At 47.4% G+C, this 18557-nt stretch carries 20 protein-coding genes and 2 pseudogenes; 8 read left to right on the forward strand and 14 right to left on the reverse strand.

The annotated features are described in order from the left end of the window. Positions 1-84 precede the first annotated feature (84 nt). From BJP58_RS12090 to BJP58_RS12100, 3 genes are read left to right on the forward strand one after another with little or no spacing between them, the layout of a single operon-like run. Positions 85-1065 carry a CgeB family protein gene (locus BJP58_RS12090; protein WP_194544123.1) on the forward strand — a complete coding sequence of 327 codons (981 nt, stop codon included), beginning with the start codon at positions 85-87 and terminating at the stop codon, positions 1063-1065. Then, the gene (locus BJP58_RS12095; RefSeq protein ID WP_194544124.1) at positions 1062-1682 is read left to right on the forward strand and encodes a polysaccharide deacetylase family protein; all 621 of its coding nucleotides are present in this window, start codon (positions 1062-1064) and stop codon (positions 1680-1682) included. Before BJP58_RS12090 ends, BJP58_RS12095 begins: the two co-directional genes overlap by 4 nt. Then, on the forward strand, positions 1672-2445 hold the full coding sequence (locus tag BJP58_RS12100) for a glycosyltransferase family 2 protein (protein ID WP_194544125.1): 774 nt from the start codon (positions 1672-1674) through the stop codon (positions 2443-2445). Before BJP58_RS12095 ends, BJP58_RS12100 begins: the two co-directional genes overlap by 11 nt. On the opposite strand, the gene BJP58_RS12105 is transcribed toward BJP58_RS12100, so the two are convergent. The 8 genes and pseudogenes from BJP58_RS12105 to BJP58_RS12140 form a co-directional block, all read right to left on the reverse strand. Then, the gene (locus tag BJP58_RS12105) at positions 2429-2929 is read right to left on the reverse strand and encodes a cell wall hydrolase (RefSeq protein ID WP_194544126.1); all 501 of its coding nucleotides are present in this window, start codon (positions 2927-2929) and stop codon (positions 2429-2431) included. The two genes, BJP58_RS12100 and BJP58_RS12105, sit on opposite strands and share 17 nt — an antisense overlap. A gap of 252 nt (positions 2930-3181) precedes the next feature. Then, positions 3182-3344, reverse strand: a pseudogene (locus BJP58_RS12110) (ATP-binding protein); the annotation flags it as partial. A 25-nt stretch (positions 3345-3369) separates the two neighbouring features. Further along, entirely contained in the window at positions 3370-4578 is a 1209-nt protein-coding gene (locus BJP58_RS12115) for an outer membrane protein assembly factor BamB family protein (RefSeq protein WP_194544127.1), read from the reverse strand. 357 nt (positions 4579-4935) lie between these two features. Continuing rightward, positions 4936-5136, reverse strand: a complete 201-nt coding sequence (locus BJP58_RS12120; protein ID WP_194544128.1) for a helix-turn-helix transcriptional regulator — start codon at positions 5134-5136, stop codon at positions 4936-4938. 10 nt (positions 5137-5146) lie between these two features. Next, positions 5147-5527, reverse strand: coding sequence for a DUF2178 domain-containing protein (locus tag BJP58_RS12125; protein ID WP_194544129.1), 381 nt, complete (start codon positions 5525-5527; stop codon positions 5147-5149). Then, positions 5520-6743 carry a hypothetical protein gene (locus tag BJP58_RS12130; protein ID WP_194544130.1) on the reverse strand — a complete coding sequence of 408 codons (1224 nt, stop codon included), beginning with the start codon at positions 6741-6743 and terminating at the stop codon, positions 5520-5522. The genes BJP58_RS12125 and BJP58_RS12130 overlap by 8 nt, the downstream gene beginning before the upstream one ends. Beyond that, the gene (locus BJP58_RS12135) at positions 6740-7423 is read right to left on the reverse strand and encodes an ATP-binding cassette domain-containing protein (protein WP_233355055.1); all 684 of its coding nucleotides are present in this window, start codon (positions 7421-7423) and stop codon (positions 6740-6742) included. The genes BJP58_RS12130 and BJP58_RS12135 overlap by 4 nt, the downstream gene beginning before the upstream one ends. A 28-nt stretch (positions 7424-7451) precedes the next feature. Then, positions 7452-7610 carry a hypothetical protein gene (locus BJP58_RS12140; RefSeq protein ID WP_194544132.1) on the reverse strand — a complete coding sequence of 53 codons (159 nt, stop codon included), beginning with the start codon at positions 7608-7610 and terminating at the stop codon, positions 7452-7454. Positions 7611-7773: 163 nt separating this feature from the next. On the opposite strand from BJP58_RS12140, the gene BJP58_RS12145 reads away from it, so the two are divergent. From BJP58_RS12145 to BJP58_RS12160, 4 genes are all read left to right on the forward strand, one after another. Further along, a complete protein-coding gene (locus BJP58_RS12145; RefSeq protein ID WP_194544133.1) occupies positions 7774-8205 on the forward strand; it encodes an N-acetyltransferase in 432 nt (143 codons plus the stop codon). 142 nt (positions 8206-8347) lie between these two features. Next, a complete protein-coding gene (locus BJP58_RS12150) occupies positions 8348-8926 on the forward strand; it encodes a sigma-70 family RNA polymerase sigma factor (protein WP_194544134.1) in 579 nt (192 codons plus the stop codon). Next, positions 8916-10058: a DUF4179 domain-containing protein gene (locus BJP58_RS12155; protein WP_194544135.1), complete on the forward strand. Its 1143-nt coding sequence runs from the start codon at positions 8916-8918 to the stop codon at positions 10056-10058. Before BJP58_RS12150 ends, BJP58_RS12155 begins: the two co-directional genes overlap by 11 nt. A gap of 23 nt (positions 10059-10081) precedes the next feature. Further along, complete coding sequence (locus tag BJP58_RS12160) at positions 10082-11062, forward strand: hypothetical protein (protein WP_194544136.1); 981 nt, start codon at positions 10082-10084, stop codon at positions 11060-11062. A gap of 105 nt (positions 11063-11167) precedes the next feature. On the opposite strand, the gene BJP58_RS12165 is transcribed toward BJP58_RS12160, so the two are convergent. Together BJP58_RS12165 and BJP58_RS12170 are read right to left on the reverse strand one after the other, a co-directional pair. Further along, complete coding sequence (locus BJP58_RS12165) at positions 11168-12535, reverse strand: HAMP domain-containing sensor histidine kinase (RefSeq protein ID WP_233355056.1); 1368 nt, start codon at positions 12533-12535, stop codon at positions 11168-11170. A gap of 29 nt (positions 12536-12564) precedes the next feature. Beyond that, positions 12565-13304: pseudogene (locus BJP58_RS12170) on the reverse strand (response regulator transcription factor). 171 nt (positions 13305-13475) lie between these two features. Here BJP58_RS12170 and BJP58_RS12175 point away from each other — a divergent pair. Then, complete coding sequence (locus tag BJP58_RS12175) at positions 13476-14960, forward strand: alpha/beta hydrolase family protein (RefSeq protein ID WP_194544139.1); 1485 nt, start codon at positions 13476-13478, stop codon at positions 14958-14960. A gap of 245 nt (positions 14961-15205) precedes the next feature. Here the strand turns inward: BJP58_RS12175 and BJP58_RS12180 are convergent, their stop codons facing one another. The 4 genes from BJP58_RS12180 to BJP58_RS12195 form a co-directional block, all read right to left on the reverse strand. After that, the gene (locus BJP58_RS12180) at positions 15206-16063 is read right to left on the reverse strand and encodes a hypothetical protein (RefSeq protein ID WP_194544140.1); all 858 of its coding nucleotides are present in this window, start codon (positions 16061-16063) and stop codon (positions 15206-15208) included. A gap of 172 nt (positions 16064-16235) precedes the next feature. After that, on the reverse strand, positions 16236-17012 hold the full coding sequence (locus BJP58_RS12185; RefSeq protein WP_194544141.1) for a MerR family transcriptional regulator: 777 nt from the start codon (positions 17010-17012) through the stop codon (positions 16236-16238). A 260-nt stretch (positions 17013-17272) separates the two neighbouring features. Next, complete coding sequence (locus BJP58_RS12190; RefSeq protein ID WP_113057461.1) at positions 17273-17755, reverse strand: hypothetical protein; 483 nt, start codon at positions 17753-17755, stop codon at positions 17273-17275. Further along, positions 17752-18549, reverse strand: coding sequence for a DUF3100 domain-containing protein (locus BJP58_RS12195; RefSeq protein ID WP_194544142.1), 798 nt, complete (start codon positions 18547-18549; stop codon positions 17752-17754). The genes BJP58_RS12190 and BJP58_RS12195 overlap by 4 nt, the downstream gene beginning before the upstream one ends. Positions 18550-18557 lie beyond the last annotated feature (8 nt).

The following is an 18557-nucleotide window of genomic DNA, read 5'->3' on the forward strand; positions in this document are numbered from 1 at the left end:
TCCCTCCATTCTTTGTACTGAAGTATCCTATGTACTAAAAGCTTGAATGATTGGACGGCTAATCAAGGTATCATCAGGAGGACTATGAAGATTCTATTCTTGGAGCGGGGAAAGCTCTGGTCCTATGGTCTTCCAGATGGACTCAGAGACTTAGGGCATACCGTGCATATTTCAGGACCGGTTACAGAGACTGCACTTGTCAAACAGATGCATTCCTTTCGGCCCGATCTATTAATTAGCGTAGGTTGGGGTCCTGATCATACGGTTTATAAACAGCGCTTGATGAGAAAGATAGCTGCAAAATATAAGATCCCTCTCGTCTATTGGTCAACAGAAGATCCGAATTTCACGAACGAATTTACCCTACCTCTTATCAAAAGAATGCAGCCAGATTATATTTTTACCATTTCGAAGCAGACGGCAAAGATGTTTCGCAGCTTGGGTTATCCTTCCGCCTATCTGGATTTTGCATATCATCCTAACATTCATTTTAGAACCAAAATAAAACCGGCCTATCGGGCTGATATCGCGGTCGTAGCCAATGCTTATCCAGATGTTCTTCGCAGATACCCGCGCTTATACCGGCATAGAGCCATCGATATTCTTATCAAACCACTCATTTCTAGCGGCTATAAGGTCGATTTCTATGGCAAGGATTGGGGTAAAATGGGTGCCTATCTCGGAAAAACATTGCCAAAAGATAGCCTGCGCGGGAAAATTCCTTATAAAAATGCAAATCAAGTGTATAGTTCAGCCAAAATCATCATTGGATTGCAAAACTATAAACATATGCTGACGCAACGAACGTATGAAATTTTGGGATCGGGAGGATTTCTCCTTACATGTAATACTCCCGCTGTACAACGTTTGCTCCGCTCTAATTATGATGCTGCCATTTCATCGTCGGGACAAGAAACGTTGTCTCTCGTGAGATATTATCTGAATCATGATCAGGAGAGAGAAAGAATTCGAAGAAACGGAAGAGGAACCATTTCGGCAGAAAACTATAAGAATCGTGCAGCTCAGCTACTATCCGTATTAAAGGATGAGGGTATATTATCATGACGATCTATAATCGAGTAGTTAGCAGGGTCCCAACTAAACAAGCGGTCCTCGCTCTGACATTTAACATTGCGAATGGACGCAAGGTTCCGCTGTCCGTGCTTAAACTGTTGAAAACCGAAGGAATCACAAGTACTACTTTTTTTGTTACAGGAACATGGGCAAGATCCAACCCGGACATTGCTAGAAAAATCACAAATATGGGTTATGAGATAGCCTCTCATGGGTACCTTCACGATAATTACTCAGAGCGTTCGAATGCTTGGATTGAGCGAGATGTAACACGCGCACAGCGGGCAATTCAATCCGCTTGCGGGATAAAACCAATGATCATACGCACGCCAAGTGGCGATATGAATCTCCGAGTTATAAAGAAACTGCTTAACATGAATCAGCAAATTATCCATTGGGGAACAGACTCGCTGGATTGGAAAATTAGAAATCCATCCCAAATCGTTTCAAGGGTTTTGAAGAAGGCTAAATCAGGTGATATCATATTGCTTCATGCGTGTGATACCTGGCATCAAAGCCTTGATGCCCTTCCCTCCATTATTAAAGGATTGAGACAAAAAGGATTTCGATTCCTAAGCGTGAGTGAGCTGAGGAAATATGAGGAATAAAGGGAGAATTACGAATACTAAAGGTGAGATCAGCAAAGAGAAATGGTATGGAGTAAGTGTAATCACAAGTACAAATCGACCTCAATTTTTCAAACAATTGATCCGTAATTTTTCTAGGCAGCAATTCAAACATAAAGAGCTTATCGTTATCTTGAATCACGACAATATGAACTTGAAGGAATACCGTAGGAAAGCTAGGGACAAACGTATCAAAATATACCAGCTCCCAAGTAAAATGCCCCTTGGTCATTGTCTAAATTATGCGGCCGATCAAGCAAAATACGGCATTATCTCAAAATTCGACGATGATGATTATTACGGGCCGCTTTACTTAAAAAACCAGCTGGAATCTTTGGTCCGTAACGGCGCGGATATTGTGGGAAAGCGGGCTTGCCTCATCTTTCTGGAAGGTCATAATCAGCTGGTTCTACGTTATCCCAAGCTGCAAAATCGTTTCGTCAAATTTGTGGCTGGTTCTACACTTATGATGAAAAGGTCTCTCGTTAAGAAAATACCCTTTAACAAAACATCGCCAGGGGAATGCGTCAACTTCATGGAAAGATGCCGTGGAACAGGTTATAAGATTTACTCCACGGATTATTTAGATTATGTGACAGTGCGCCGCAATAGTAAAAGAGGCCATACTTGGAAAGTCAGTGACAAAACAATTAAATCCCAAAGCATTCTGATTGCGAAAAACGATAAGAATTACAGGAAATACGCGATATCAACCAATAAAGATAAAATCAAACCAGTTCTTTAGCAAACCAATGCCGACCAATCTTCATTTTAGGTTTTAGCTTTCGAATCCAGGGGGAAGTTGACTTTTCCGGATTAAAAAAGTATAAACATCCTCCTGTTGGATCTTTGCCCCTTAAAACCTCTCTTACCGCCTCATATACTCTCTCATTTGGCCGAAGCCAAAATGTACCCGTTGCTATGACTGTAAAAGCTAAGGGTTGTGTAATTACCTCTCTTAAAGTGTTTGGGAAATCATGAGAATGGAGGCGATTGAGCACAACAGCTCCAACGGCAACTTGTCCTTGATACGGCTCTGTTCTTGATTCGCTGTAAATAACTCTAGCCAGCATTTCTATCGCAGGAGAATTGTCCGTCAGTTCCTTTAGCCTCCTGATCACCTGTGTTGAATTCCCCTTAATATTAAACTCCTTTTTAAATGAGAGTAATGCCTCGGCAAGAGAACTGTTCGTATACCCCAATGCTCGTAGTCTTGCCCGATTGTCCATACTGCCATCCCCATTCTCTTTAAGAGTTTAGTATACTGTATTCTAATATTGATGAGAGGTTTGGGCCGTAAAAGAAAAACTGCAAAAAAACGCCACGAGTGTTATTCCGTGTCCTGACAACATTTGAACTGAATATGAACAGGCAAAAAAAATGCTGCGGCGTCACATACAAGGAAGCTTTGTATGTGAGCCGCAGCATAGAGATACAGCGATAACGTTCAAATGATCCGATCGATGGCCTCATGAATCTGACTAAACTGATGGCGTCATGATGGGCAACATGACAATGAAGGTCGTTCCTTCACCTGGCTCGCTTTCGACTCGGATATCACCTTGATGTAGAGATACGATCATTTAACGATGGCGAGTTCATACCGCTGCCGTCATACTTACGACTGTGAGAACGTTCGGCTTTGGTCCTCAATGGAAATCGACTTGCGTTACTGGGAGGCAGCAGCTTTCTTGACGCCGCTGATCTGCCCACCATGCTGAACGACAATCACGTCTTGTCCGATAAGCGTCGGCAATGGAGTGCCTTTGTATTGAGCGGAGGCCAGCGTACGTCCGCTGTTCGTATCGAGCGTCAACAGCTTGCCGTTGTCCAGTCTTACATAGGCAAGGCCCGCATCCCCGAGGGACCATTCGGCCACTCCCGCTTCGAAAGCATAAGTTTTATCCGGGTCGGCCTTAGAACGACTATCCGTCGGGAATCGGGAAACTACAGCTTTCTTCTGAGTCTCGTCATACTTTTCAATGACATAGAAATATTCCCCATCGGATACGACATCGGATGCACTTTGATCTTCCACGAAATCCACGGGTATATAGGATCGGGTAGCCATAATTTTCCCATTGGTCAGATTCATTTCATCGATGTTCGCTGCATATCCGGCATCGATGCCTTCGGTTACGTCACGCGTATAGAACGACTTATCGTTCGAGAAGAGAATGTCCTGGTGGTCACCGTCGGTCTGTTTCCATTTTACTTTGCCGTTCTGAGCATCGATTCCCTGTAACCCGCTCGTGGTTAATGCTCCGTCGATAATCGTGGTTGCGACAAGGATTTTTCCCGTTTGGAGCAGTTTGTACCCATGGGCGCTGCCCTTCAATTTCCACTTAACCTTCCCGTTTGATGCGTTGTACGCCGTCAGCCCATACGCATCCCCGACATAGATCACACCATCGGCTGCATGCAAACTGAGGTTCACATAGCTTTCTTTCTTTCCTGGCTGGGATTGTGTTTTAACTTTCCATTGCAGCTTGCCGGTTACAGCATTGAGCTTAATTAATCGGCCTGTCGCATCCGTAAACCATACCGATTGGCCATCCGTTACGGTCTGTGAGACGGCAGCGGCGGGATACGTCCAGCGGGTTTTGCCTGCCAACGCGTCAAAAGCAATATATTTCTTCCCAACGGTATAATATAAGTTGTTCTTAATTAATGTGGTTTGGGGGCTAATCCGGCTTGGATCTCCCAACGTCTTCGTCCAAATCGGCTTCAGGCTGTGGGAAGACTTGTCCACAGCAGACGCAGCAGCTGCGACATGCCCCGGCCCTGGCAGCACGGAAGAGATTGGCGATGCGAGAAGAGCTACGGCCATGCCTGTTGTGACGAGTCGAGTAACGGTTTTCTTTTGAATGGTATACATGGATGTTATTCCTCCTATGACTGAATATACATATCAGACGTTAAGATCGAGATAAGGTTGCATGAAAATACTAAAAAACCCATAAAATATATAAATATATTAAAATATCCAAAGATCAGTCATTCAACGAATCTATGAAAAGGCTGCGCCAACTCACAACGGGGTATTGAGTCGGAGAATCCATAACATGTTGAGAGTCCGTGTGAAAACGGAATCATGCTTTTTCTTTCTGACTGGGATCACATGTTATTGTAGTATGACTAATTAGTTTTTTCAAGAACTAAATGGTTTTTGTGCAGATATAAGAAATGACGCATTCGTTGGATAGCTAAGACCCATTAAATGCATCATCGTTGTTTAGTCGAATATAAACAGCTCCTCAATGGGCGCTCCCACCACCCGCGAAATATCGATCGCCAGCTTTAGCGAGGGATTATATTTCCCCGCCTCCAGACGGATGATGGTCTCTCTTCGAACCCCGACCTTGCCCGCCAACTCGTCCTGGGTCATCCCCGCTAACTGCCTGTACTTTTTTAAATTGCATTTGAATGGTTCCATCGGCATCCACCTAACAATATTTATCCAGATAATAAAAAGTTATGGAATACGTCAGAAACGTAGCTGCCCAACCCGCTGCGCTCACGATGATCATGAATTCTCTTGTTCCGAAGGGAAACATGCTGCCGATTCCGATAATAAACAAACATACGGCCGGCACCCACATGGTGATGGACCGCGCCTTCTGAGCATTCATGTAATACCGCTCATCCGGCATCTCCTCCGCCAGCTTCCCATGGAAATAGAAACTGAAAAAGCTGAAAAAACTAAAGTAAAACAAAAATGACGGATCATGGGTCTTGAAATACTGAAGGCCATTAAACCCCAACAAACCAAGCAGCCATCCGTGCTTACCGATTCGTACGTAACGCTTCTTCTGTCCCTTATACATTCCTGATTCCTCTCCTGCGGTTAAAAATCAAAACCATCTCTGTCCCTACCAGCAGAGCGATCATATACACGGCCGGCTTCATGCTTATTACCGTGACCGCCAATAAACACATGATGAGCGGAACGGCATATTTTCGGGGATGATGCCATAAGTCGCTCTCCACCTTCCAACGGAAAACGGGATGTTTCCATTCGAGCCAAACGGTCGAAATGGCGCATTGGGCGGCAAATAACACACTAAGTACATAATACATGATTTCCACCGATCCATGAAACAGTTGCCAGCATGCTAAGTAGATCGTATATATGAATAAGTTTACTGCCAGTATAAACAGCCCATACGGAACCACTATACGTTGAAGCTGGCCGGGCAGCATTTGGATTTTCCGGTAAAGTCCGCGATTACTCGACAGCAGGATGCCGATCGGCGTGTTGAAGGATAGAACCGCGAATCCAAGCGGCAGGTACGAGGCAAGATGCATCTGCTCCAGCATGAACGCCATGAAGCCTGCAAATAAACATAATGCAATCGTATTGTATAAATAGCTTTTATGGGAAAATAGGTAGCGTGCAATATACCGCAGGAACGAAGAGCTTCGAACCGGTACTGCATGGCTATCCTTCATCTTCAAGTTCTTGTAGAATCGGTAAGAATCCGTCCGAAGCAGCACGAACCCTTGGAGGAGGCTGCTGATCAGCAGTCCCGTCAAACGAAAGAAGGGCTCAGGGAGCAGATAGAGTGCCGCTTGGAGGAGCATCAAGAGACAGGCTGTCATCCTTTTACCGCTGTTCAGTAAGGCAAATACCACGAAAGCAGTCAGGCCCGCATTCAAGAAGCTAAGCAGAAATGCCGGTACATGCATAGCCGTAAATGACGAATATGCCATATAGAAAACGAGAATGTACGAAGTCTTGGTAACCAAGGTATATAGTGCTACCGCAAGAAAATAAGCTGCGTTGAACTTGCTTGGCCTGAATGGAAGCATGAACGCCCCCTTCAGCTTCCTCCGGTTATCGTCCGAGGACAGAGTTTTCAGCACAATCCCGAACGTAAATACGGAAATGGCCGTCATGAATACAAGTAAGGATACCTCGTAATGGCGATCCAGGCTGCTCAGCGCCGCAAAGATAGCAGCTAAGGCTATGGCATGCTTCCACAATCGGTCGTAGCTTGACCCCAGGAGCTTTTTGGCGAATCCATGAAATGTCGAGATCACTTGTTCAGTACCCCTCTAATAAACTCGGGATCCATGTCTCCCTGCAAAAAGGTATGACGGATGGATCCGGACTCCAAAATGATGATGCTGTCTGATGTTAGACATAAACTCTCCAGAACGTGAGAAGAAAACAAGATCGTCCCATGGCTCCTGTACTCGTTCATCATTTGATACAGAAATTCCGTGCTTTCGAAATCCAGTCCGTTGACCGGCTCATCCAACAGCAGCAGCTCCGGGCGCAATGCAAATCCCGTGATCAGGTAGGCCTTCCTCCTGCTGCCCATCGATAATTGGCCCAAGTACGCGTTCCGGTAATTCTGAAAATGGAAACCTGCAACGAGCTCGTCCAAGATATCGTGACGGACCTCTTGTCCGTAGGATTGAAACACATGCCTTACATACTCCTCGAACGTGAAATACTCAAACGACTCGTCCTCCGAGAACACGGTATATCGATTACGTTTAAATGCAGGGCTTGTCAGCGAAGTTCCCTCGTTCTTCCACTGCAGCCGCTCCAGCGAATAATGCCGGTGAATGCCGCTCAGGACATGGAGCAGCGTGCTCTTGCCGGCCCCGTTCAATCCCACCAAACCTATGATCTGATTAGGGCCAATCTCCAAATTAAGATTCGAGATGACGGGGACTGTTTCCGCACGGTACCAAGCAGCTAGCCCCTTCATGCTTAATAAATGCCGAGGCTCCACCCCCTCATTGCTTGCCAACTTTCCAACGTTTCCAGCCTGCATAAACAAAAAGAACGCCTCCTGCCAAAAATAATAGAGCCAGCGGGTACGACTGTTGGGTAAGTCTTTGGATGGCAATACCGATCCAGAGCAGTCCCATCGCGAATCGGAGAATGATTTTCATCGCTAATACCCCTTTCGATAGTGATGTATTTGTAACTTTATGTGATAAATATATCACCCTATGATTCAAGCGTCAAATGGGATCACGAATTGACATACGTCAGGTAAACTTTTACAATACGGGACGTATATCCGTTAAAACTTTATAATCTGGAGTGAATACGATGCAAATTCGATTGATGACCGACAAAGATATGGACAGCCTCATTGACATTTGGCTGGCCGCCTCGAAGGAGGCCCACCATTTCATTTCACCCGAATACTGGGAATCCAAGCAAAAGGACATGCGCGACGTCTATTTGCCAATGGCCGATACCTATGTGCTGGAGGAAGCGGGCGCCACGGTAGGCTTTATATCGACCGTTCAGCATGCCTTGGCCGCTTTGTTCGTTCACCCTGGCGATCAGGGCAAGGGTTATGGCCGGGCTCTTCTTCAATTCGTGAAGGAACGCAGCCCTAAACTCGAGCTCAAGGTATATAAAGAGAACGGGAACGCTTTTCGTTTTTATTCCCGGAACGGCTTTTCCGTCGTTGAAGAAACCATCGACGAGGATACCGGTCAGGCGGAATTCGTCATGGCCTGGGAAGAACGATAAACGGCATCATGCGCCTTTATATTCAAACAGACAGAAGGTGACCGGAATTTGTCCGGTCACCTTCTGCCTGTTTTTTTAAACTGAACCTATTGATGTCTCAGAGCGAATATATAGGTGAGGTCACATTAAAGGAGGAGCAAGCTTGCAAGGTTCAGACTTAACGCCGTGGCTGCAAAGACTAAAGGAGGGGGACAAGGAAGCATTCCGGTATGTTTATGATCTAACCGTCGATAATGTGTACCGAACTGTGGCTCTTCTTGTATCCGGCCGGCAGGATATAGAGGATATCATGAATGAAATCTATTTGAAGCTTTGGCTCTCTCTTCCGAACTATGACCCTAGTCGTCCCTTTCGGAATTGGCTGCACGGAATCACAATCCGGCAGGTTCAGGACTGGAGACGCAAAAAATGGCGAAAATTCCGGCTGTTCGAGCGTCAAAAGTTGCTTGAAATCGAGCCTGAACACCCCCAGACGGACCGGGTCATTATGCTGAACGAGACAAGCCGCGAAATGCTTGATATTCTTAACCATTTATCTTACAAGCTTCGAATGGTTGTCGTTCTCCGCTATTATCACGAATACAGCATAAGCGAGATTTCCGAGCTGCTCGAGATTCCCATGGGGACCGTCAAGTCCAGGCACCACCAAGCCATGAAAGAGCTGCGTAAACACTCGATACTCCTGGATCACGAAGAAGGAGGTGATTGCTTTGTCCATTGAAGAACAGTTAAAAGATCAAATGCACCGTGCCGCCAATCATATGGCGACCCCTCAGGATATTTATGACCGTGTATGGAAGTCAACCGAGAGAAACATTTCAAACCAAGACCCGTTAACCAGAAGATCCCGCAATCGAGGTTTCATTCGACAAGCCTTGGTCATAAGCACAGTCGCTGGTTTATTAGGTATTAGCATCGTATCCTCGGCCTTTATCTCCCCCGCGATGGCCGAAACCTTAAGCCGAATTCCGCTGATGCATAATGTATTCAAGCTCGCCGGGGATTTGGGATTGCAGACAGCCGAACAACATGGGTTGGCGAAGGAGACTCATTATCATGACACACATGACAATTATACCCTGACGGCGTCACAGGTCATATTTGACGGTTTGCGCGGAGGCATTGCGCTTCAACTGGACGAGACAGGGCACCCCGCCTCTCTGTACGATCCTTACGCCCGCAGGCAGTCCGAAGATTCATCTCCAAAAAGCAAGGGTTCCTTTGGATCGATGAAAGCATTCGTGAATGGAGAAGAAGCAGGCATTACATGGGATATCGGTCCCGGCAGCGATACCGGATCGGCTATCGTGACGATTACCGGGGAATCCTTGGACGGAGTTACCCGTAGAACTCCGTTACCTGCAGCGTTTGATTTGACGCTGGAAATTAGACTCGAGATGATCCCGGAGCCTTTTGTTCTACACATTCCGATGCAAAAAAATACGGATAACCATGCCCTGTATCCCGCTGCGCAAAAAGCGTCGGGGGATATCAGCTGGGAGCTGGAAGAAATGGAGCGTTCCCCCCTTTCCACCCGCTTTGAACTGGTGTTAAAGGATCGTTCTCCGGATGATCGATCCCTGTTTTTTGAGATTGTCGATCAGAACGGCAAAGAGATTAGATTGGTAGACCGATATGGATATGATATGAAGCAAGGTTACCGTCGTTATGACATGCTGTACGAGCCCCTTCCTTCCGATACGCAGTCGTTAACAATCAAGCCGTTTCGGTATGCATACGAAGATGCGATTGAGAATGAAAAAGAGAGAAAAACGGCCAACGGTTCTTGGAAGAAGGAATATATCCCCGCTCTAGAAATGACGATACCTATTGAGGGAGAACAGAATAAATGATTCGAATCATAGGAGGACAAAAAATGAACAAGCATATTAAAATGGTGACGATTCTGACCGCTGCAGGCCTTTTGCTGAACAGCACACCGGCTCTGACCGGCCATACTCACGCCGCCCAAACCCATTCCTCGGTGGCTGCGGTTTCATCTTTGAAAAAAATCGATGCCAAATTATTAACAGAGGCACAGAAAAGCCTTAAAGAAGTAACCGGTAAAAGCTATTCTTTCAGCAAGGCGGAAAAATGGAGCACAGGAAATGATACAGGCTGGACCCTGACGATTAAGGGAATCAAAAACGGTTACGTCAACATCGTCAATAATAAAGTGGACACCATTCAACTGGAACAAAAATGGGCCGATCTTCAAAACTCATACAAGCAGACGCTCCAATCCGTGCTCAAGGAGCTGAACGTGGAGACGCTTCCTGATTCCGTCAGCCTTTACAAATATGCCGCTTCGGGGAAACTTGAAATGTTTGCGAGCGTAAATAACCATTACATTACACTGTTAGATGGCGAAATCAAGCGGGTTATGTCCACCATGCCGCTCGAATCCGTATCTCAGGACATGCTGGATGCTGCAAATGCCGCTGTTGAAAGCTTCAATGGAATAAACCTGGGCAAATTGACGAAGGCAGCGTATGTTAAAGGACAGGACAGCAATCACGTGGAACTCCAATTCGAGGGTGACTCTCCTAAAACCCCGGTCTTCATAAACATCGAGGAAGGGGCGCATCGAATCACGAAAATAGAAGTAACGAGCTTACAAGATTCCGTAACCGAATATACCAAGGGGTACAACAAACTTATAAGCTATAGCGAAAACAAACTATTGCAAGCTGCGATTCCTGTGGCCAAGGCTGTCTTAAACCTGGACTTGTCCGACTACAAAATCTCCAAGGATAAAGACCGTCCGGGCGTCGTTCAGTTTACCAAGAAGAATGCACCATCCGTGAATGGAATGTATAATTCGAAAGGGCAGTTCTACCTTTTCGAGACGGAATAGATATTTTCAGAAATAAGCACGAAGCGCCACGCAAGTTTTATTTTGCGTGGCGCTTTCTTGTTGGAAACGATGAATATGCTTTAACATCCCATTCGCTCCTTACACTCATGTCATGGTCAATCGAATATGAACAACGGTGCCCTCCGCCTCCGGATCAAGCCAAATTTGCCCGGCATGCCGCTCAACCGAGCTTCGTGCGATGGCTAAACCGAGCCCGCTGCCGCCATCACTTCTTCTGGCCTGATCACCGCGCACGAAAGGTTCGAACACCGTCTCTCTCACAGGGTCCGATATTCCCGGACCGTTATCTCCCACGGTAAGCAGGATGCCTTCATCACGTGCCTCCAGCTCCAGCCATACATGAGCACCCTCTTTATTGTATTTCAGGGCATTCGTCAATAAATTCGTAAGAGCTCTATGCATGAGACCATCGTGATAAAGCAGCATGACCGGCGATTCCGGAATGCGGATTTCCAGCGTAATTCCCTTTTGTTCAAACGAATCGTACAGATCGGCTGCCGCAGTGCGGCACAGCTCAGCTAAATCACCTATCTTCCGCTCGTATGACAGTTCCATGCTCTCCAGCTTGGTTAGCTCAAACAGGTCATCGACAAGCGAGGCGATAAACCTCGCCTTGGCATAAATGCGGTTCGCATATTTCAGGCGCTGCTCTTCATTCTGCTCCATACCGAGCCGCAGCACCTCCGCATAACCCTGTATCGTTGTAATCGGCGTTTTCAGATCATGGGAAATATCCATCATCAGCCGGCGGCGACCTTCTTCAAGTCTTCGCTTTGCCGTCTCCGCCTGCTCAAGCCTGTCCGCCATCCGGTTGAAATGAAGCTGAAGATCCATTAACTCCTTGTTGGCTCGAAAAAATAGCCGCTTCCCTCCCCTGCCTTCTGCAATCTGTGCGAGCTCGCGGGAAACGTCCGTTAGCGGATTCGTGATCCTTCTTCCCGTAATCCGGCCGTATACCCATAAACTCAATAAAAATGCGGCGGCAAACCACAGAAATCCCTCAATCAGAAGTCTGGTGAAAACTTCGGTTATCTCGGCGTTTGTCTTCACCAAACGGCTTTCCTTCATCACAGCTCCGCCCGGTATCGTAACAAGCAGCCGGTATTCCCGGCCTTCCGGTGAAACGAAAGGGGCTAGGGAGTGATATCCCGACCCGTTCCCTTCATAGAACAGGGCGAGCAGCTCCTCCTCCGTATAGGAGGCTTTTGCCTTTTCCATTCCGCTGCCCCGCGAAAAGACAACGTTCAGGCTCTTGTCCAGCACCTGGATGTAACCGCCAAAAGATTGGACGGTTTCATAGGGGATGCTCTCCCAATCGTCCCGTATCAGCTGGCTCGCTTCAACCATGGGAAGTGTCCGGCTTATATATTCCTCACGGGCATCATACATGTTTTCATATACCAGAAAACCGATAACCCCTAGAATGACGGAAAACAGGACATAATTTATCATCAGGCTGTTATGGACGCTTCTTCGATTCCTCATGGTGCTACGTCTCTCGGATCAAGCTTGTACCCAAGTCCCTTAATGGTGATAAGAAACCTCGGTTCCCGGGGTCGTCCTCGAGCTTGTCCCTCAGTCTGCTGATCTGCACCATAACGGTGTTGCTGTCCTCCAGATACGGCTCGTTCCACACATTCTCATAAATTTGACGCTTCGTAAAGATCCGTCCCGGCGCTTCCATCAACAACCTGAGCAGCTTGTATTCCAGCGGGCCTAACGTAATCGCCTCGCCTCGCTTGTAAAGGACGCAAGCTTCATGATCCAGCATCAGTGGTCCGCACACGGTCTTTAACGTCTCCGACCGCTGGGCGGGTTCCGCGCCCTTCAGTTCGTAATAACGACGAAGCTGCGCCTTGATTCTCGCTACGATTTCGATCGGACTGAACGGTTTGGAGATAAAATCGTCCGCCCCGAGCCCCAGCCCGGTAACTTTATCTACATCCCCGGTTTTAGCCGACAAAATAATGACGGGAAGCCTGTGATTCTCCCGGATCCGGGCGATCAGCTGATAGCCGTCAAGTTCTGGCATCATAATGTCGACTACCGCCAGGTCGACCGGCTCGCGCTGCAATATATTCCATGCCTCCCGTCCGGTTATAGCTTCCAGCACGCGATAACCCTCGCGCTCCAAGAACAGCCTCAGCAGCTCCGTGATGTCCGACTCGTCGTCCGCAATCAAGATCGTCCGTCCTTTTACTAGTCTCGTATCTTGTTCCATATCGTTCCTCCATATGTATACGGCAAAGCCGCGGCTCTCTTTATAAAATATACACTGTAATTATCGGTCAGACGGAACCGTTTTTAATTGTAAGGATTATGTAAGGTTGACTACAGCTAGGCTACAGCTCCGGTTGGTAAGCTTATTTTACGATGAAACAGGAGGATACTTATGCGTATATATGAAACAGCATTATGGATCATCAATCTGGCACTAATCATAGGCTGCGTCACGTTATTGGGGAAACACAAGCGTTCTGTACATCTCTGCTTCTGGGCAGCCGCACTGTCCGGGGGCCTAAGCCTTATCCATATGATAACCGAAGGCTACCGATGGCAGATGATCCCGGCCTATGCGGGATGTCTAATCGTAGGAGGACTGGCCCTTTATCATTTACGGCAATCCACTCATTCGAAGGATCATCCCTCGATCCAGCCTGCGAAGCGGTTTGCCGGAATGACAGCAATCAAGCGCTGGATCACCGCACTGCTTCTGCTCGTGCATATCGGCGTTTCGGCTGCATTGCCGTCACTCCTTCCGGTTTTCTCCTTTGCCAAACCTCAAGGACCATATCCTGTCGGAACGACCACGATGGTACTCGAGGACGAGCGCAGAGAAGAGCCGTCCACGGATGATCCTGCGGATCGCAGAAAACTTATGATCCAAATCTGGTACCCTGCGTCACCGGGCACAGGGACCGGGCCATCTCCGTATATAGAGCATCTCCCTGTCGTTCTTGAAGGTTTACGGCAGGCCATCTCCATACCCCCGTTTTTGTTAGGCCAACTGAAATACGTGCAGCCCCATTCCGAGCAAGATGCGGAGTTATCCACGGACCAGGAACGCTATCCCGTGCTGTTGTTCTCCCACGGACTGACCGGTTTCCGTAACCAGAACACGTTTCAGGTTGAAGAACTGGCCAGTCGAGGATACGTTGTCGTCGGCATCGATCACGCCTATGATGCCGCCGCCGTCGTCTTTCCGGACCAGACAGCCATGTTGAAACTTGAGAACCTGTCGGGCTTCGATGCATACGAGAAGAAGAGCCGGCTGTGGGTCGAAGATGCCAAGTTCGTACTGGATCAAATAGAGCTGCTAAACGAATCAGACCATAAAGGGATCTTATCCGATAGACTCGATATGGATAAGGTCGGCATGTTCGGCCATTCCTTTGGCGGCGCCACGGCAGCGCAGATGCTGCTGGCGGATAGCAGAGTGAAAGCTGCCCTCAATATGGACGGAACCCTTTACGGCCAGCCGGTGCCTGAAGGCGGATACGGGAAGCCGTATATGCAGATGAATGCGGAGCTTAGCATAGACCGCCTCGCATTCGAGCGATCCTTGGACCAGGCAATTGAATCTTCCGGCCGTAGTCGGGAAGATTACGAGCAGTTTTGGGCCGAGTCGGCGGAGCGCCGAAAACGGGCTGGGGCAGGAGAAGCATACTCGGTCGAATTCGCCCATGCGAACCATATGAGTTTCACGGATTTTTACCTGTTCTCTCCATTATTACCGCCAACAGGGGCTGCCCCTCGTCAGATGCACCGCTCCATTAACGAGCTCTCATCCGCTTTCTTCGACCGGTATGTCAAAGGCGATTCCAATGTTTCGCTGGAAAAGATCGCTCAAGGCTTGCCCCATGTGACCATGCCGTAGTTTCTATAAAAGTTGTTGGAACATGAGGCTTCATCCTGATCAGGATGAAGCCCTTTCCGCGTTTACTTAAAATGTAACACCCCATCGATAATAACGGAAAACCTCAATCCTGTATGTAGGATTTGCAATTTCAAGCAAATCTTTCTCTCCGATATCTCCAAAAACCCGCCTGTCCAAAAGGAACAGGCGGGTTTTGAAGAAATAGATTCTATTACTTAGGGGCGAGTTGTTGAAGGATTTCGGTATTACAGGTACTGCACGGCGATGAGGAAGAACATACCGTCCGAATTGAAGTTACCTATAATGCTAGGGGCTCCTTTTTTTTCAAAAACAACGCGGTCAGATGGGAAAACATCCTTCGTTGCTTTGTATCCGGTCAGATCAAGGCCTAGCCAAGCCTCAGCCTGCTCTGTTGCTTGTGCCAACAGCTGCTTTTCAGTGAGCGCTTTGATGCTTTTTTCATATTTATCAATAACAGCCTGATCCTTGCCATACAGATCATCTGCCAGGGCTCTAGCGTTTACACTCAGAACATCCAGCGTGTTTTTGTCGATCCCTATCCACGTTCCGAAATCCCCGTCCACGTACATGAACTCATACACTTGTTTGGTCCCTTTTTTAATAAGAGAGACACCGGCCAGTTCTCCTTGCTCCACGCCTTCCAATCTGTCGAAAACAGCTTCCGCAGCTTGTTGTACGGAAGAGTCTACCGTATCCAGTTCGATTGACTCAGTGGTGTGACTGAGCTTGTCCTTTTTGAGGTGGTAGGTCAGATTGTCCGTGCTGATGCTAGCACTACTAATTTTTCCTTTTGCATCCAAGATAACTTGGCTAAAAGGGGAATTTTTAACGGAATAGGACCATTCCTTCGTGCCAAAGGACTCACCTTTGTTTAGCTTGAAGGCAGTGCCTGTTATTTTCTTTAATGTTTGCTCGGCTTTCTTGACTGCCGCAGCAGGCGCAGTTGTTGCAGCTTTTTCAGTTGCAGTAACCGTTGTTCCGACACTGGCTGCACTTGCCTGTGTTTGATCATATACCATAGTAGTTGCACCAATGATGCCTGCCAGCGCTACGGAGCTGAGTACTTTGTAAACCTTTTTCATAATGGTTCCTCCATATTGGTGTAATTTGTTTTACACCTATATAACAATCAAGAACCTGTCGAATGTGACATGAATTATTTTTTATCCTAAAATGATGCTTTTGGGAACGCTATAGATCCCGATTGCGGGCGGATTATGGCAACAGCGGCCATGAAGCATGCCGGCTTCCATCCTAATGCTGATCTGTATCGAGCATTTCATTTTGCTTCATATAATATTCCATAACCGAGTTTAACCACTCCTCCTCTTCCCTTGTATATGGTGAGGGAAACTGGGATGCCAGTTCTTCGGCTTCGCTTGTTTCCAGTTCGCCGAACACATGCATAGCCTCTTCGCCTACAAATTCCACCGTTGATTTCATAAAATCCTCAATCAGCTTTTGGACTTCCGGATCGCTTGGCGGTCTTCCGGCCAATCGTTTGACATCCTTAGATAACTGAATATACATGATGTCCAGCTCGATTTGTTCTTCTTCCGATTTATTAAACAAATGATCCACGATTTCCTTGGCGGTTTTGGTTTCCAGCCATTCGCGCTGCATGTCTTCCGTCTGCATGTTGTTGATTAAACTCATGAGTACGTTACTGTCAACCGATCCTTCCTTTTCAAGCAGCACAATCGTCCGATCAATGGCTTGCATAGATTGCTCAATGCGCTCTTTTTCTTCTGCCAGCGCTGTTTTCTGTGCCAGCAGCGTCTCGTTCAAATTGACATCAAATTCGCAATGCTCCATCAGCTCCTTAATCTGCTCCAGGCTGCATCCTAAAAATTTCAAGCTGACAATTTTATGAAGGGCCAGCACATCCTCCTGGCTATACTGACGATGTTTGGAAACCGGATGCTTTATCGGCTTAAGCAGCCCGACTTCATCGTAATAATACAGCGTACGAACCGGAATCCCCGTTTTTTTCGAAAATTCTCCGATCGAATATGTTCTTACTTCATCCATACCTCGTTCAACCTCCCGGGAACCATTTTATTACAATCGAAATTGTTATACCCATCATAAAACCTACAGTAGGTGGAGGTGCAAGGGGGATGTTCAATAACAGATCCAAGGTATAAAAGTTGGAATAAAACCGGCTGATCGTGGTCTCCGCATAATAATGGGAAAAACCTGTAATCTATAAGTTTATTTCAATACGGCAAATAAAAAGAATAAACCGCCTGTCCAAAAAGACAGGCGGGTATAGAAAGAACTAGATTCAATTACTTACCGGACAAATAGAGGCCGAACTCTGATAACAATGCACTTCCCACGTACGTGCCCGTGAACACGAAAACCGCAACGATGGCGACGCGCCACGATGTTTTGCGAAGATCAACCAGCCTGTCGGCAACGGAAATGCCGGCAAACGCCAAGATCGGGGTCGTAATGGACAAGAAGTTGACGTTGGCAATGGCATCCACGAACACATCCGAAATCAGGCAGCAGATAAGCGAAACGATGGATACCCAGCCAAGAACCGGGAAGTCCTGCAAGAATTTCACCGGCGTCTTTTTCATGAGTGACGAGATCAGAACGCCAATGAAGGAAAAAAGCCACAGCACGGCCAATCCGGCTATCGTCCCTAACGTAATATGGCCTTCGCCGTTTTTGATGAACTTCATTTGCTCCGTAAATAAAATAAGACCGACGCTAAGCAGCAGGACGAGGGCGTATTTTGCGTATTTATTCAAACCGGTGCTCATTTCTTCTCACCTCTGACCATTAATTTGTACATAAACCGCTGCAGCGGCACCGCGAGAAATACCATCGTATACGTTCCGAGGAAGCTGGTAAGCAGCTGGCTCGCAGCAGCGTATCCGTTAATGGTCTCCGTCATCTCAGGAGAATGCGCGACTAGCGCGGAAGAAGAGCCTGTCATCATACTGGCGGAGCCGACCCCGGAGGACATGGCCAACGCTTCGATCGAGAAGCCGGCAGCAAGCATGACCGGCGCAAGAATGCTGAAGAACAGCGTGCCGAACAGGGTACCTATAATATAGAGGGACAGCACCCCGCGGCCTTCGTCGGAGTCAAGCGTATATTTCTCGGATATGTAAGCGAGTTCCCCTTCCCTCCCAAGTCCGAGCGTAGCGCCGATGGCTTCCCTTCTCAGACCGAGTAGAATGGCGATGGGAAGTCCGAGCAGAATCGTACCCAGGTTGCCGATTTCCTGAATGATGAACACCCAGCCAACTTTTAAAATTTCTTCTAATCTAGGCGCAACGTCGGCGCCGTATCTCGCCATAAGCGGCAGCATAATGAAGATCAGATACTTGCTGGAGAAGCCGACGTTCTCCTTACTGTAAACTTTCTTCATGAAACCTTTCCGGAAAATCGACAAGCCAAGCAGCATCGTGATCAAAATGGCGAATACGAGCGGGAGCAGGCTGATTTTTACGGAGCCCACCTGGATCGCCTGAATGCCAATAAATTCGGCAACCGCGATTACAATGAGCACGAATGCAAGCAAATAGAGATACTGTAGTTTTAACTTCATGCCATGAT

Origin of the sequence: Paenibacillus sp. JZ16 (assembly GCF_015326965.1) — a bacterium.
In the GTDB taxonomy this organism is placed as follows: domain Bacteria; phylum Bacillota; class Bacilli; order Paenibacillales; family Paenibacillaceae; genus Paenibacillus_AQ.

What these genes read in the sequence shown, in the direction of transcription:
- BJP58_RS12105 (WP_194544126.1), bottom strand. Translation starts at nt 2,929, where the DNA reads ATGGACAATCGGGCAAGACTACGAGCATTGGGGTATACGAACAGTTCT.
- BJP58_RS12145 (WP_194544133.1), top strand. Translation starts at nt 7,774, where the DNA reads ATGCAAATTCGATTGATGACCGACAAAGATATGGACAGCCTCATTGAC.
- BJP58_RS12120 (WP_194544128.1), bottom strand. Translation starts at nt 5,136, where the DNA reads ATGGAACCATTCAAATGCAATTTAAAAAAGTACAGGCAGTTAGCGGGG.
- BJP58_RS12140 (WP_194544132.1), bottom strand. Translation starts at nt 7,610, where the DNA reads ATGAAAATCATTCTCCGATTCGCGATGGGACTGCTCTGGATCGGTATT.
- BJP58_RS12090 (WP_194544123.1), top strand. Translation starts at nt 85, where the DNA reads ATGAAGATTCTATTCTTGGAGCGGGGAAAGCTCTGGTCCTATGGTCTT.
- BJP58_RS12100 (WP_194544125.1), top strand. Translation starts at nt 1,672, where the DNA reads ATGAGGAATAAAGGGAGAATTACGAATACTAAAGGTGAGATCAGCAAA.
- BJP58_RS12195 (WP_194544142.1), bottom strand. Translation starts at nt 18,549, where the DNA reads ATGAAGTTAAAACTACAGTATCTCTATTTGCTTGCATTCGTGCTCATT.
- BJP58_RS12160 (WP_194544136.1), top strand. Translation starts at nt 10,082, where the DNA reads ATGAACAAGCATATTAAAATGGTGACGATTCTGACCGCTGCAGGCCTT.
- BJP58_RS12185 (WP_194544141.1), bottom strand. Translation starts at nt 17,012, where the DNA reads ATGGATGAAGTAAGAACATATTCGATCGGAGAATTTTCGAAAAAAACG.
- BJP58_RS12165 (WP_233355056.1), bottom strand. Translation starts at nt 12,535, where the DNA reads ATGATAAATTATGTCCTGTTTTCCGTCATTCTAGGGGTTATCGGTTTT.
- BJP58_RS12175 (WP_194544139.1), top strand. Translation starts at nt 13,476, where the DNA reads ATGCGTATATATGAAACAGCATTATGGATCATCAATCTGGCACTAATC.
- BJP58_RS12115 (WP_194544127.1), bottom strand. Translation starts at nt 4,578, where the DNA reads ATGTATACCATTCAAAAGAAAACCGTTACTCGACTCGTCACAACAGGC.
- BJP58_RS12180 (WP_194544140.1), bottom strand. Translation starts at nt 16,063, where the DNA reads ATGAAAAAGGTTTACAAAGTACTCAGCTCCGTAGCGCTGGCAGGCATC.
- BJP58_RS12095 (WP_194544124.1), top strand. Translation starts at nt 1,062, where the DNA reads ATGACGATCTATAATCGAGTAGTTAGCAGGGTCCCAACTAAACAAGCG.
- BJP58_RS12125 (WP_194544129.1), bottom strand. Translation starts at nt 5,527, where the DNA reads ATGTATAAGGGACAGAAGAAGCGTTACGTACGAATCGGTAAGCACGGA.
- BJP58_RS12190 (WP_113057461.1), bottom strand. Translation starts at nt 17,755, where the DNA reads ATGAGCACCGGTTTGAATAAATACGCAAAATACGCCCTCGTCCTGCTG.
- BJP58_RS12135 (WP_233355055.1), bottom strand. Translation starts at nt 7,423, where the DNA reads ATGAAGGGGCTAGCTGCTTGGTACCGTGCGGAAACAGTCCCCGTCATC.